Origin of the sequence: Microvirga sp. M2 (assembly GCF_047497095.1) — a bacterium.
Lineage (GTDB): Bacteria > Pseudomonadota > Alphaproteobacteria > Rhizobiales > Beijerinckiaceae > Microvirga.
This window is the reverse complement of sequence record NZ_CP134063.1, coordinates 1976583-1990000: the sequence shown is the minus strand read 5'-3', so window position 1 is coordinate 1990000 and position 13418 is coordinate 1976583. Positions and strand designations below refer to the sequence as shown.

The 13418-nt window shown below is 67.3% G+C and carries 11 protein-coding genes (1 of these 11 only partly in view); 4 read left to right on the top strand and 7 right to left on the bottom strand.

Features of this window, described 5'->3' with window-relative positions; all coding sequences use genetic code 11:
• The 4 genes from RE429_RS09420 to RE429_RS09405 form a co-directional block, all read left to right on the top strand.
• Positions 1 to 523, top strand: the 3' portion of a protein-coding gene (locus tag RE429_RS09420; RefSeq protein WP_414474018.1) for a hypothetical protein. It extends 92 nt beyond the left edge of the window; 523 of the gene's 615 nt are visible here — the last part of the coding sequence; its start codon lies off the left edge, out of view; it ends in the stop codon at positions 521 to 523.
• Between the two features lie 212 nt (positions 524 to 735).
• Entirely contained in the window at positions 736 to 1986 is a 1251-nt protein-coding gene (locus RE429_RS09415; protein WP_414474017.1) for an NHLP bacteriocin system secretion protein, read from the top strand.
• 3 nt (positions 1987 to 1989) lie between these two features.
• Positions 1990 to 4146, top strand: a complete 2157-nt coding sequence (locus tag RE429_RS09410) for an NHLP family bacteriocin export ABC transporter peptidase/permease/ATPase subunit (RefSeq protein ID WP_414474016.1) — start codon at positions 1990 to 1992, stop codon at positions 4144 to 4146.
• A 2-nt stretch (positions 4147 to 4148) separates the two neighbouring features.
• Positions 4149 to 7037, top strand: a complete 2889-nt coding sequence (locus RE429_RS09405; RefSeq protein WP_414474015.1) for an ATP-binding cassette domain-containing protein — start codon at positions 4149 to 4151, stop codon at positions 7035 to 7037.
• 16 nt (positions 7038 to 7053) lie between these two features.
• Here RE429_RS09405 and RE429_RS09400 read toward each other — a convergent pair whose 3' ends face one another.
• From RE429_RS09400 to RE429_RS09370, 7 genes are read right to left on the bottom strand one after another with little or no spacing between them, the layout of a single operon-like run.
• Positions 7054 to 7386, bottom strand: a complete 333-nt coding sequence (locus RE429_RS09400) for an STAS domain-containing protein (protein WP_414474014.1) — start codon at positions 7384 to 7386, stop codon at positions 7054 to 7056.
• Position 7387: 1 nt separating this feature from the next.
• The gene (locus RE429_RS09395; RefSeq protein WP_414474013.1) at positions 7388 to 7873 is read right to left on the bottom strand and encodes an ATP-binding protein; all 486 of its coding nucleotides are present in this window, start codon (positions 7871 to 7873) and stop codon (positions 7388 to 7390) included.
• Positions 7866 to 9005 (bottom strand): alanine racemase, encoded by a 1140-nt coding sequence (locus tag RE429_RS09390; RefSeq protein ID WP_414474012.1) that lies wholly within the window; start codon positions 9003 to 9005, stop codon positions 7866 to 7868. Before RE429_RS09390 ends, RE429_RS09395 begins: the two co-directional genes overlap by 8 nt.
• A complete protein-coding gene (locus RE429_RS09385; protein WP_414474011.1) occupies positions 8999 to 9670 on the bottom strand; it encodes a GNAT family N-acetyltransferase in 672 nt (223 codons plus the stop codon). Before RE429_RS09385 ends, RE429_RS09390 begins: the two co-directional genes overlap by 7 nt.
• Positions 9670 to 10683: an ABC transporter substrate-binding protein gene (locus RE429_RS09380; protein ID WP_414474010.1), complete on the bottom strand. Its 1014-nt coding sequence runs from the start codon at positions 10681 to 10683 to the stop codon at positions 9670 to 9672. Before RE429_RS09380 ends, RE429_RS09385 begins: the two co-directional genes overlap by 1 nt.
• 1 nt (position 10684) lies before the next feature.
• Positions 10685 to 12697 (bottom strand): MFS transporter, encoded by a 2013-nt coding sequence (locus RE429_RS09375; protein ID WP_414474009.1) that lies wholly within the window; start codon positions 12695 to 12697, stop codon positions 10685 to 10687.
• On the bottom strand, positions 12694 to 13320 hold the full coding sequence (locus RE429_RS09370) for a hypothetical protein (protein ID WP_414474008.1): 627 nt from the start codon (positions 13318 to 13320) through the stop codon (positions 12694 to 12696). The genes RE429_RS09375 and RE429_RS09370 overlap by 4 nt, the downstream gene beginning before the upstream one ends.
• Positions 13321 to 13418 lie beyond the last annotated feature (98 nt).

Here is a 13418-nt window from a genome sequence, read left to right as displayed (position 1 = left end):
CCCCATCGATCTCGGCAGCATGGATATCGAGACGGCCCTGATGGCCGTCCAGCAGCAGCGCGTCACCCTTCTGGACGCCCAGCTCAAGGGTCAGATCGCGGAAGTCCAGGCCCGCAACACGCTGGTTGCGTCGCTCAACAACGACCTCTCCACGCTCAACCAGTTCGCGGCCCTGTTCCCCAGCGACGCCAAGCCCGACGACAAGATTTCGGCCAGCACCATGGTGCATGTCGGCGACAAGGAGATGTCGCTGGGCGACGCCCTGACGAGCCTGAACCATGCCGACGCCGGCGCGCTGAAGATCGGCGAGATGCTTCAGGACGGTCAGATCAGCAAGGCGGAACTCACCGATTCGATCGCGAATGCGAAGTCCCTGATCGACAGCGCCTCCAACAGCCAGCAGATGGACATGCTGCGCCTGCAATCGATGACGAACAAGCGCAACGAAGCCTTCGACGTCATGACCAACTTCATCAAGAAGATGCAGGACAGCCGCAGCAGCATCATCGGCAACATGCGTTGAGGATCCTGGAGCATCGGACGTGACATCGGACCCACATCCGATGCTGTCAGTTGATGCTTTTGAGCATCTTTTCACGCAAAACCGGTTCCCACTTTTGCGTCCGATGCTCTAGGGCCTCCCTGCGCAAGCCCCGGCCGGGACCCGCAGGACGACGGGCGGATGCAAGGTTTTAGCAGGTGACTCAGCTCTTTCGCCCAACTGCCGTGGCTTCCATGGCAGCCTCTCACGTTTACAAGGACGCCCTGAAGGTCATGCGCCCCCGAATGTGGGGCGCAGGGCTTTTCATCGTCGCACTCCTGATCGCCGCCATCGTCTGGAGCGCCCTCTTCCGGGTGCCTGTCTCGGTCAACGGCCAGGGCATCCTGCTCGCCCCCGGCGGAATGATCGACGTCGTGGCCGATGCGGGCGGGCAGGTGCGCGCCATCGACGTCGCGCCCGGCGATGCGATCGAGCCCGATACGGTGGTTGCGCATATCAATCAGCCGGAACTCGACCTCAAACTCTCGGTCGCCCGGAGCGAATTGGTCGATGCGGAGAAATTCCGCACCGATCTGATCCTGTTCCAGCAACGGGACGCGAAGAACCGTCAGACGCGGCGCAGCGCGCGGGAAACGTCGCTGACCAACCGCATCTCGGCCGTGAAGGAACGGCGCGACACGCTGGTCGACCAGAGGGCCGGCCTCTATCGCCTCGTGGAGAACGGCACCGTCGTGCGCGAGCGCCTGATGTCCATCGATCAGGATATCCTGATCATGAACAGCCAGATCGCGGAAGCCGAAGACGAGCGCGTCGCCATGGCGTCCGAGGCGGCGATCAAGGAAACGGAGGACGAGCGCGCCCGCCTCGAAGCGGATCGCCGGGTCGCCGAGGCGAGGAGAAGCGTCGCGACCATCGAGCAGCAACTGGCCCGGATGGGCGCCGTCCGCTCGCCCTTCGCGGGACGCGTGGTCGAGACCAAGGTCAATGTCGGCCAGGTCGTCCAGCCCGGCACGGCCGTCGTGGCTCTCGAGCGCAAGCCCGAGCGCACGGCCTCGAAACTCCCTTTCGTGGTCGCCTATGTCTCGGCGAGCGACGGCAAGAAGATCCGGAAAGGGATGGCGGTCGAAGTCTCGCCCGCGACCACTCGGCGGGAGGAGCACGGCTTCGTGATCGGCCATGTCGCTCAGGTCAGCGAGGTGCCGGCGAGCAGCGCGGGAATGATGCGCACGCTGCAGAACGACAGGCTCGTCCAAACCTTCCTGCACGATCTCGGCGCGCCGTTCGAGGTGACCATCGTGCTCGACAGCGATCCCCGGAACGAGGGCAGGCCTCTCTGGTCCTCGCAACTCGGCACCTCCCCTCCCATCGACAGCGGAACGCTCGCCCAGGTCCGCGTCACCGTCCGGTCGACCTCCCTGCTCGCCATGGCCGTTCCGGCCCTGCAATATGTCGACGCGGATGCGACCGGCCCGGAAGGCGAATGAACGATGCCTTCCCGTTTCCTTCGAAAGCGGACACCGACGGTTCTCCAGGTCGAGGCGGCCGAATGCGGAGCCGCCGCGCTCGGGATCGTTCTGGGGCATTTCGGCCGCTGGGTGACCCTCGAGGAATTGCGGCTCGCCTGCAACGTCTCGCGTGACGGCAGTTCGGCGAAAGCCATCGTGCGGGCGGCCCGCGCGATGGGCCTCGAGGTGGAAGCCAGCCGGGCCGAGCCCCATCATCTGCGCGCCATGCCTCTCCCGGTCATCGTGCATTGGGGGATGAACCACTTCCTCGTGGTCGAAGGATTCGGACGCGGGACAGTCTACCTGAACGATCCCGCGCAGGGGCCGCGCCAGGTCTCGGACGCGGAGTTCGACCGCAACTTCACCGGAATCGTGCTGGGCCTTCGACCGGGACCGGCCTTCGAACGGAGCGGTCGGCCGCCGTCGCTTCTGCGCGGTCTGGCGGATCGCCTGCAGGGCAGCCGGGACGCCTTCGCGTTCATTCTCCTGATGTCCCTCGCGCTGGTGATCCCCGGACTTCTGGTGCCTGTCTTCACGCAGGTTTTCGTCGACCAGATCCTGGTGAACCAGTTCACGGACTGGCTGCTGCCGCTTGTCGCCGGCATGGGCATCTGCGGGCTTCTGACGGCGTTTCTCACCTTCCTGCAGCGGGAAGCGCTCCTGCGCCTCGAAACCCGGCTTGCGCTCGCCGGCGCGCTCCGCTTCGTGGAGCACATCGTCCGCCTCCCCCTCTCCTACTACGCGCAGCGCCACCCGGGCGAAGTCGCGAGCCGCGTCATGCTGAACGACCGCGTGGCGCAGCTCGTCGCCGGCGAAGTGGGCTATGCCGCCTTCAATCTCCTGACCGCGACGGCCTATCTGGCCGCGATGCTGCTCTATGCCCCGACGCTGTGTCTCATCGTCGTGGCCTGCGCTTCGATCAACCTCGCGCTTCTTGCCTGGTCGTCCCGCGCCCTTGCCGACGACAACCGCCGGCTTCTGGTGGCGACGACGGCGCAGACCGGCTTTGCCAAGCAGGGCCTGCAGATGATCGAGTCCTACAAGGCGACCGGCATGGAAGACCTGTTTCGCGAGCGGCTCGTCGCCATGCATGCGCGGATGCAGAATCTCCGCCAGCGCCTCGCGGGGATGCAGCTGCGGCTCAATGCGGTGCCCGGGCTCACGGCGACGGTCACGGGCGGCCTCGTCCTGGTGATCGGCGGCGACCTGGTGATCAGGGGCGAAATGACCCTGGGCATGCTCATCGCCTTCCAGGCCCTGATGGCCGGGTTTCTCGCCCCCATGTCGCAACTGGTCCAGTTGGGCGCCCGCATCCAGGATGGGCAGGCCTATCTGCGGATGCTGGACGATACGCTCCAGCATCCCCCGGCTCCCGAGTTCGAGTTCCGGGAGACGGCGTCTCCGAAAGTCCCGGGCCGCCTGATCGGCAAGGTCGAAATCCGTGACCTCAATTTCAGTTACAGCCCGAGCACGCCGCCGCTGATCCAAGACGTAAACCTGGTGCTGGAACCGGGCGAGAAGCTCGGGATCGTCGGGCGTTCCGGATCGGGCAAATCGACCCTCGCGGGGCTCGTCGCCCGGATTCACACGCCGGTCTCGGGAGAGATCCTCGTCGACGGCGAGCCCCTCGCCTCGATCCCCCGCGAGCGGCTGCGCCAGGCCCTCGCCTATGTGGACCAGCGCGCTTCGATCTTCGAAGGCACGATGCGCGAGAATATCGGCCTCTGGGACCACAGCCTTCCGGACGAGCGGATCGTCGCCGCCGCCAAGACGGCCCTGATCCATGACGTGATCCTGAGCCGGCCGGGTGGCTATGGAGCGGCGGTCGCGGAAGGCGGAACCGACCTGTCCGGCGGCCAGCGCGCACGTCTCGAAATCGCCCGCGCCCTCGTCCGCGACCCGCGCATCCTGATCCTCGACGAAGCGACCGCCGCTCTCGACGGCGAAACGGAATCCCGGCTCCTGGCCAATCTGCGCGGCCTCGGCGCGACCGTCATCGTCATCGCTCATCGTTACTCCGCCATCCGCGACTGCGACCGGGTCGTCGTCATGGAGGACGGCATCATCGTGCAGGACGGCAGACCGCGGGATCTGCTGGCCGCGCCCGGCCCCTTCCAGACCCTCATGCGCGAGGAATAGGCATGGATACGCTCGCGCACGAACGGGACGAAGAGCTGCCCTCCCTGATCCGGACGAGTTCGATCCTTCTCGACACGCCCGGCACCTGCCATGCCGTCGTGGAAGGCGAGGTCGACCTTTACGCCGTGCGGCCCGGCCATAGGTCCGCCCGTCATCCGCTCGGCCGCATCGGGCGGGGCGGTCTTCTGTTCGGCTCCGATCCCAGCCTGCTCGGAGACGAAACGCTGCTCGCCGTCCCGAGCGCCGACGCCCGGATCTACCGTCTTCCCGGCGAGGACTGGCGGACCGATCGCCCCCTCGACGCCTTCGCGGCCGGAGCCGCCGCCTGGCTCGCCGCCCTGGCGGCGGGCATCGGCCACGGCATCGAGCCGAAGCCGCGCCTCGACGTCGCCTTCTCGGACGCGCTCCCCGGCCCGCTCCCCCTTCCTCCCAAGGCCGTGATCGGATGCGGCAGCGGCGTCGTCTGGATCGACCTGCCCGCGGAAGGCGGTCTTCTGTTCGGGGTCGAACCCGTGCAGGGACTGATCCCCCTGCCCATGGGCGCATGGGTGACGCTCGATCAGGGGGGCGAGGTCTCCGTTCTCTCCTGGTCGGGCGGTCTCGAGCGGGAGGATTGGCCGACGGCTCTCGACAGCTTCAACGCCGCCTCGACCGAACTGCTTCCGATGGTGCGCGGCTTTGCCGAAGCGGATGAGTTCAACCGCATCCAGAGCCGCGAGCAGGCCGAGGACCACGACCGGCAGCAGACCGCGGAGCGTTTCGCCGAGATCCTGCACAACACGATTCCGCAAAAACAGGAAACGCACGACCACGGCCTGATGGATGTGCTGCGCATTCTGGGAAAGGAACTCGGCACCCGCATCCAGCGCCCGGCCAAGGCGCGCAGGGCCCAGATGGACCGCCTCCCGACCGCCGAGGAGATTTGCCGTGCCTCCGGCATTCTGCTGCAATCCGTTGCGCTGGACGAGGAATGGTGGCGCTTTGAGATGAAGCCGCTCCTGGCCCGGCGCCGGAACGGCGATCCTGTCGCCCTGATCTGGCGCCGCGGCCGCTATGAGGAAGTGGATCGAACCGGAGCGCGCCGCATCGTCTCGGGCGAAGTCGCGGACCAGATCGAGCCCCTCGCGCAGATGCCGTTCCTGCCGCATCCGGTAAAGATCGGCCTGGTCGAACTGCTCATCGCGAGCCTGCGCAAGGGCGGACCGGATACCCTGGCCTTCCTGGCCGCGACCGTGATCGGCAGCCTGATCGGCCAGCTCCTGCCGATGATGACCGCGCTCGTTTTCGGCATCCTGGTGCCGGCCGCCATGCGGGACAGCCTGGCTCAGCTCGGCATCGTCATCATCCTGGTCGGGGTCGCGGGCTTCCTGGTTCATCTTGCCGGCGAGACGGCCCGCCAGCGGCTGATGACGCGCGGCGACGGCGCGATCTTCGACGCGACCTGGAGCAGGATCGTCGCCCTGCCTCTCGCGGAGCTGCGCAAACAGCCCAGCGCCATGACGGCCGCCCGGGTCGGATCGAGCGTTTCCACCGTCGCGGGCCTGCGCCAGCTCCTCTATTCGACCGGCAGCACCCTCGGCATGGTCCTGTCGAGCCTCGCCACCATCGCGTGGAACAGCCCGCTGCTGGCGGCCCTGGCGGCCGGCCTCGTGACGGTGCACGTCGCGATCGGCCTCCTCGCGGGCTGGCTGCAGGCCCGCGCCTATCTCACGGGCGAGCAGCTGATGGGCGCGGCCGACAGCCACATGGTGCAGATGGTGAACGGCATCGTCAAACTGCGCAGCGGCGCCGCGGAGGAACGCGCGGTCCTTCGCTGGGCGGATCGCTTCGCGGCGATGCGGAACCGCCTCGTCAAGGCGCGGCGGGTGATGAACGTCTATGAGAGCTGGCTCGCGGCCTACCCGGTCTTCGGCAGCGCCGCGCTGTTCGCGCTCATTCACACGCTTGCCGTCAGCAAGGATGGAAGCGCGGGCCTGCCCATCGCATCCGTGATCGCCGTCGTCACCGCCTTCACGATCATGTTCGCCTCGGTGGGGCAGTTCCTGCGCAGCATCCTGTCCGTCTGGATGCTCAAGCCCAGCTGGACGTTCGCGAAGCCGCTCCTGGAGACCCTTCCCGAGCGCCTGACGGGGCTGTCCGATCCGGGCTCTCTCACGGGCGAGATCGAGTTCTCGTCCGTCGGCTTCCGGTACGACGAGAACGCCAATGTCCTGAACGGCATTTCATTCCGCGCCGCGCCGGGCGAGGCGATCGCCGTCGTGGGATCGTCGGGCAGCGGCAAGTCCACCCTCGTGCGGCTGCTGCTCGGGCTCGAGAAGCCGACCTCCGGAGCGATCTATATCGACGGCCAGGACATCCGCTCCCTTCACCCGACCGCCCTTCGCCGCCAGATCGGCGCCGTTCTGCAGGACGAGAAGCTCCCGCCCGGTTCGATCATGGACATCGTGAGAGGAACCACCGACGCGGACCCGGACGACATCTGGAAGGCCCTGAAGGCCGCCGCCATGGACGAGGATGTCGCCGCCATGCCGATGGGAATCCATACAGTTCTGCCGGATGCGAGCCGCACCCTCTCGGGCGGCCAGGTGCAGCGCCTCGCCCTGGCGCGGGCGTTCCTGCACAAGCCGCCGATCATGGTTCTGGACGAAGCGACGAGCGCTCTGGACAACGCCACCCAGGCCCGCGCCATGCAGACGGTGATGAGCATGCCGGCGACCCGGATCATCGTGGCCCATCGTCTGAGCACGATCCGCTATGCCAGCCGCATCCTCGTGCTGCATGAAGGCCGCATCGTCGAAAGCGGCACCTATGCGGAGCTGATGAAGCGCCGCGGGCGCTTCGCCGGTCTGGCGGAGGGCCTGGACGGCGGTCGCTCCACGCCGGCCGCGTGATGCGGCCGGAGGACCTTCACGAGAGAGCGGCGGCGGCCGTACCGGCGTCGTCGAAGATCTGAAAGATCGGCGTGAAGCCGCTGACGTCGAAGACCTCCCTCACCTGAGGCGCGAGACCGGCGAGGGCCAGCCGGTTCCTGCCGGCCTTCGCGAGCTTCGCGGCCTTGAGCAGCACCCGCAATCCCGCCGAACTGACATAGGCGACGTCCTTGAGGTCGACGATCAGGGTCGGCCTGCTCCGGGCGCGTTCGCTGAGGATCTCCTCCAGGTGTCCGGACGTGTTGCTGTCGAGCCGTCCATTCGCGACGACGACGGCGACATCGCCGATGGATTGTTCCTGAATGATCATCTCAAGCGCCTTTCGAACGAGCAGTATAGGTTTTTTGAAATCGAAGATGGTTGCGTCCCTGTGAGCGTTCATAAACGATATCGCTCATCATCGTGCGCAGGAAATGGACCCCGAGGCCGCCGATGGGACGTTCCTCCACGCCGCTGTCGAGATCGGGCGGCGGCGCATCGAGGGGATTGAAGGGCCTGCCGTCGTCGACGATCTCGACGTGAACGGCCGAGGGGGCCGACGCCATGCGCATTTCGACGATGCGCCCGCCCGGTTCGTCATGCCCGTGAGTGACGATGTTGGTGAAGATTTCCTCGATCACCAGGCAGAGCTGCGCGGCGTCCCGGGACGGGACGTCGTGCGCCTCGCAGAAGGCCTCGATCGCGGCGGCCATCCTGTCGAGATCGCCGAGATCGTTCTCAAGTTCGGTGACTTGGGCTGTGATTTGGGCCGTGACTTGGGCCGTGACTTGGGCTCCGTGACCCGTCGTTTCAGCCATGGCTGCCACCGCCTCGGTAGGTCCGGTGCGTCGAAAGGCCGAAGGCGACGAGAAGCCTGTTGGCATTGATGCCCAAGGCGCCGCTCAGGACGTTGATGTCCTGGTTCGGCCCGACGATCTCGACGCACTGTCGCGGCCGGATCCCGGTGTCGGCAAGGCCCGTGACGTCCACGCAGGTGGTCGTCATCGCGGCATCTCCCACGAAGGCCGCGCGCCGATTGTTCACGAAGGCGCTGCAGCGATCCGTGAACGCCTCCGGCAGGCCGTCGGCATAGCCCAGGGCGATCGTCGCGATCCGGCGCGGCTCGTTGATCCTGTCGCCCCGATAGCCCAGGCGGCTTCCCGCCCGCAGCCCCTGCACGGACAGCACGGGAGCGTCGAGCGCGATCACGGGCTCGGAGCGGTATCCGGCGATGCGGGCGCTGTGCACGCCGTAAAGGGCGCTCCCCACCCGCGCCAGCCCGATGTGCCAACGAGGCCCCGCATAGACGAAGGACGACGTGGCGATGCTCGGCAGCGCATCCGGAACCAGGGCCGACAGCTCCTGGAACAAGGCGAGCTGGCTCCTGTTCCCGTCGCGGTCCGGCTCCGAGAATCCGGCGAGATGGGACATCAGAACCGCCACGTCCAGCGATTTCAGCCCGGACCCCGCCGCGATCTCCCGGAACGCGTCTGGCAGAACGCCCATGCGGCCGAGGCCCGTATCGAGATTGATCGCGACGGACATTCGGGGCGCCGCTTGGGCGCTGAGCGCGATCTCCTCGGCCGTGCCCAAGGCAGGGATGAGGCGGGCTTCGACGAAATCCTGCGGCCGCCGGCCGGCGAGCCCCTGAAGCACGAAGACGCGAGCGCCGGCCACGGCCTGCCGGACGCTGAGACCCTCCTCGAAGGTTTCCACCCAGAAGACCCTGCACCCGGCCGCCGCCAGGGACCGGACGACGGGCACGAGGCCCAGCCCGTAGGCGTCGCGCTTCACGACGGCGGATGCAGCCCCTTGGGAGAGCGCGCCCCGGACGGCCGCGAAGTTGCGGGCGATCGCATCGAGGTCCACGGTGAGGCGCGCCCGTGCGACCGGCTCCTCCGCGGGCGGATGCGCGCACCCGGCGGCTTGCGCCTCCTTCAGCCTCAACATGTCCTGAACTCCAGCAGAACGCTTCCGCCCGAGCGGCGGTACTGGATGCCGCGCCAACCCGCTCGGAGGAGATCGGCCTGCCCGGCGACATCGGACGCGTCGACCTCCCTGCGTCCCACGGCCCGATCCGAGCGAACCTCGTCCAGGACGAGCGTGTAACGAAGCCTGCCGCCGTAGCGCTCGCCGAGCGCCGCGATCGTGAGCCCGGCCCGCATCAGGCTCATCCAGCTCGGGCAATTCTGCGGGGCGGCGGTCGCGAAGAAGCGTTCGATTCCCGCCTTTCGCCCGAAGGCCAGCCGCTCACGGCTCAGGGCCTGCTGCAAACCTCTTCCGCGATAGGCCGGATCGACGGCGCTTCCGCACAGTTTGGCGGTCGGGCGCGCGGTGGCGTAACCGAGAAGCGAGCGAAGATCGTCCTCCGGCTCCAGGCGCGTCTGGATCAGCGCGTAGGCGATCAGCCGATCCTCATGGAACACGCCGAGACCGAGACCATTGCCCTCGAGAATGTCCGCGAAGAAGTCCGGCGTCTCGCGCCTCACCCAATCCGTGCTCGGAAGCGTGCCGACCGCGACGTGATGGAGAGCGCACACGGCTTCCACATGACGCCCGTCGAGCGTGTCCCAGCTCAACGCCTCGTCCAGGCCTGCCTCTTCCCGAGCGAGCATCAGATGACTTCCGCGTAGTTGAGCATGGCGAGCGGCGGATAGAAGGCGAGCTTCTTGGCCACCTCCATGTTGATGATGAGCGAAAAGCGCTTGAGCGTTTCGGCCGGGATCGCGGCCGGATCCCGCCCCTTGAGGATCTCGATCGATTTTGACGCGGCGAGCTGACCGACGGAATAGTAGCGGCTGATCAGGCCGACCAGGGCGCCGCCCTCGCGGACCGCCAGCTCCGCGGCTCCGAAGGTCGGCAATCCTTCCGCCAGGGCCGCGGGGGACACCCGGCCGTAGATCGTTCCGAGGAACGTATCCGGCAGATAATAGAGCCAGTCGCCCCCCTCACGGCGGATCTGGGCGACGAGCTCCTCCACCCCGTCGGCGAGCGGCGCGCCCTGCGCGTTCGTGGCGAAGGTGCGCTCGACGAGGCGGAACTCCATCGGCCCCGCGAGGCGGCGAAGCTCTTCGACGATGGCGACGGAATTCTGCTCGCTCCTGCTGTAGAGCACGCCGAGCGTCCTGAACGGCCGGTAGGACTTCATGGCTCGAAGCTGCTTCTCGGGCGGCACGACGTGAATGGCGCCCGTCACGCGGCGGCCCGGTCTTTCCAGGGACGGGATGATGCCCGCCGCGACCGGCGCCGCGACGAGCGCGAAGACGACGGGAATATCGACTATGTGCCGGGCCTGATCGGCCGCATCGAAACGGCCCGCGACACCGAGGGTGACCGGCGTCCCCCAGGTATAGACGAGGTCCGGCTTCTGCGCGCGGATCTCCTCGACGAGGGCGGGCAGCTTCCGGACGTCCCTGTCGATGTCCCGTGTCGTGAAGAGGGCGTCCACGCCGTTCGCCGCGAAGTAATCGCGATAGCCGCGCTCGACCTCCGTCTCGCCCCGGAACGTGATCATGTAGATGTGCGGCCGGGCCGCGGCATCGGCCGCCCTGCTTGCGCCCGCACCGAGAGCGAGCGTGCCCGTCGCGCCCAGGCCCAGTGCGGCGATCATGTCCCGGCGGTTCAACATCTCAAATCCTGACAGAACTTTCGACCGGGGCCGAACGGGGCCTCGTGCCCATGTGAACGAAAAGAAACACGACGGCTCCCGCCGCCACGATGCCGCCCAGCGCGAGAAGCGCCGCCTCGAAACCGAACCGCGCGAGCAGGAGGCCCGCCACGACGGGCCCCAGAGCGCTCCCGATGCGCTCCACCAGCCTGTAGAGGCCGAAGGCGGAATCCTCCGCGCCGATGCGGGACGCCAATTCGCCGACGAGGCCCGCCTGCGGGGTGATCGACATCGCCTGAGCGACGCCGAACTGCAGCAGGATCGCGAACAGGATCCAGTTCCCGGCGGGCAGCAGGATGTAGAGGCAGGCAAGCCCCGTCAGCAAGGCGCCGCCCAGCACGAACGGCATTCGCATGTCGAGCTGTTTCGACAGATGGGAGAAGACCGGAACGAGCAGCACGGTCGCCATGGGATAGACGATCTGCGCCCGCCCGATCTCCGCCGCGGACGCGCCGTGAGCGGCCATCTGCATCGGAACGAGATAGAAGCACAGCGCGAAGAGAATGAGTTTGGCCGGCAGGGCGCAGCCCAGCAGAAGGACTCCGAAGGCGGGCGAGCGGCTCAATCCGGTCCAGAGGGACGACGCCTTCGCGGGATGGGAGACCATCGCGTCCGTCGCAGCCCGCTTCAGCGGAATGATCGTCCAGCCGATCGCGAGGCTCAAGAGCGCGAAGCCGCTGATGACGAGATAGGTGAGCGACGGCCCTATCTGCTCGGCCAGCATGCCGCCGACGGCCGGGCCGCAGAGGCCCGCGACCATGATGGCTCCGACCATGATGGCGAGACCGCGCATGCGGCTTTTGCCCCTGCTGGTGTCGATGACATGTCCCTGCGCGGCCACGAAAACCAGCGCGAAGCCGATCGCCGACAGGCAGTGGCCGGCAAGAAACATGAGGAAGCCTGTCGACACTGCGCAGGTCAGATATCCGGCCGCCGCGACGCTCGCTCCGAGACGGAACGACAATCCCCTTCCCCACCGCGCGGTCTGCACGGCGAGCGGCAGTTGCAGCGCCGCCACGATCCCCATGTAGGCGGCCATCGCGACGCCGACCGCCATCGTGGGCGACAGAGGGATGAGATCGGACGTGAGCGCGCCGACATAGCCCGGCATGAAGGGGCGCGTCATTTCGAGCGCGAACATGAACAGGAAGAGCGGCGCGCGGATGCTTTCGGCGGAGGTCGCCGAAACGTCCTGCGTCTCGAAGATCTTCGTGTCCGACGCCACAGAAGCGAGTTCGGCGCGGGCGGCGGCGTCTCCGACATCGTCGGCACGGGCGACGAGCCGTTCGTGCCGCGCTCTTTCACGCTCGACCGCGCGGTCGAGCGATCCCGCCGCTTGCCCGAGCACGGAAGCGTCCGACGTCGCGGGGCGACGGCTGAAATCGCCGATGCGCAGCGCCCTGATGCGGCTCTCCACGCCATCGAGAGCGGACACGAGCCGGACGCCGAACAGCAGCACCATCAATTCGAGCGCGATCAGGACCGAGATCAGCAGCACGACGGCAAGATCGCTCCAGAGCCCGTGCAGGATGCGCTGGGCATAGCCGGGGTCGCCGGTCACCTCGATCCGGGCGACCTCCCTGCCGTCGAACCGCACGGGCGCCGCCACCATTCGCCCGCCTGCGACCGCCCTGCCCTCCGTGATCGCGGGCGCACCCGCCCCGGCCGGGAGCAGTGCAATCCGTGCGAACTCGCCATTGGCGTCGAGGACCGTTTTGAAACTCCCGTCGACACCGACCAGCCCGCTCAACGGCACCCCGAGCGCGAGAGCGCGCTCCACCTGCGCGGCGAGAGACCGGCCGACGGTTTCGGCCTTTTGATCGATCTCCGGAACCAGGAGTTGACGGCCCGCCGTGAAGGCCGCGTAGGAGACGGCGCCGAGGCCGAGCGTCAGGATCGCCACGAGCAGCACGGCGAGACGCAGGCGGAAATTCGCGCCGAACCGGGACCCGTCGAAGCCTGCCGCCCGCCTCATCCCGCACGCCCCAGGCGCGCTTCGATGCGATCGTGAGCCTGGCGAAGAGCGCTCCACGCCGCGCTCTCCGCGAGCCGCCCCTCGGGATTTGCCGCAAGGCGCCGCATGGGCCTCAGGAGGACGAGCACTCCCATGGCCGCCAGCGCGGTCGCGCATAGGGCGACGGCGAGCGCGGCAAGGCCGATCGTCCATGCCAGTTCCGACAGCGCCGCGCCGATGGGGCCGGAATCATAGACCGCCTCGACCCGGGCGGTGACTTCTCCCAAATCGTTCGTGACGGGGACAAAGACGACGAATTGCCCTTCGCCCTCGCTCATGTCGTCGCTCCGGAACAGGACGCTCCGGTCGGGCAGGCGGACGACGAAGCCGAGCAGCAGAGGCACGCCCTTGGATTCGCGTGTCAGCAGACCGGGAACAGCCGTCTGCTCGGTCACGGCGATTCCCATCGATTGGCTGCTCTCCATCGCGGCGGCGACCTGTCCCGCGAGCATGCGCATGCGCGCCGCGATGCCGTCGAGATAGGTGGTGCGCGCGGCCGCGTAACTCATATAGGCGCCGAGCCCCAGGCAAAGCGCCACAATGATACATACCGTTGCAAGTATGCGCCCCGAGAACTGCAACATTATCGTTTTTGTCCGCAATGTTTTTAAAAGCGATATTCCGCAAGCGGATGCAGGAATATTTTATTATAGAATAAATCGACCCTTGCAAGACGACCTTT

What these genes read in the sequence shown, in the direction of transcription:
- RE429_RS09415 (WP_414474017.1), top strand. Translation starts at nt 736, where the DNA reads ATGGCAGCCTCTCACGTTTACAAGGACGCCCTGAAGGTCATGCGCCCC.
- RE429_RS09410 (WP_414474016.1), top strand. Translation starts at nt 1,990, where the DNA reads ATGCCTTCCCGTTTCCTTCGAAAGCGGACACCGACGGTTCTCCAGGTC.
- RE429_RS09405 (WP_414474015.1), top strand. Translation starts at nt 4,149, where the DNA reads ATGGATACGCTCGCGCACGAACGGGACGAAGAGCTGCCCTCCCTGATC.
- RE429_RS09400 (WP_414474014.1), bottom strand. Translation starts at nt 7,386, where the DNA reads ATGATCATTCAGGAACAATCCATCGGCGATGTCGCCGTCGTCGTCGCG.
- RE429_RS09395 (WP_414474013.1), bottom strand. Translation starts at nt 7,873, where the DNA reads ATGGCTGAAACGACGGGTCACGGAGCCCAAGTCACGGCCCAAGTCACG.
- RE429_RS09390 (WP_414474012.1), bottom strand. Translation starts at nt 9,005, where the DNA reads ATGTTGAGGCTGAAGGAGGCGCAAGCCGCCGGGTGCGCGCATCCGCCC.
- RE429_RS09385 (WP_414474011.1), bottom strand. Translation starts at nt 9,670, where the DNA reads ATGCTCGCTCGGGAAGAGGCAGGCCTGGACGAGGCGTTGAGCTGGGAC.
- RE429_RS09380 (WP_414474010.1), bottom strand. Translation starts at nt 10,683, where the DNA reads ATGTTGAACCGCCGGGACATGATCGCCGCACTGGGCCTGGGCGCGACG.
- RE429_RS09375 (WP_414474009.1), bottom strand. Translation starts at nt 12,697, where the DNA reads ATGAGGCGGGCGGCAGGCTTCGACGGGTCCCGGTTCGGCGCGAATTTC.
- RE429_RS09370 (WP_414474008.1), bottom strand. Translation starts at nt 13,320, where the DNA reads ATGTTGCAGTTCTCGGGGCGCATACTTGCAACGGTATGTATCATTGTG.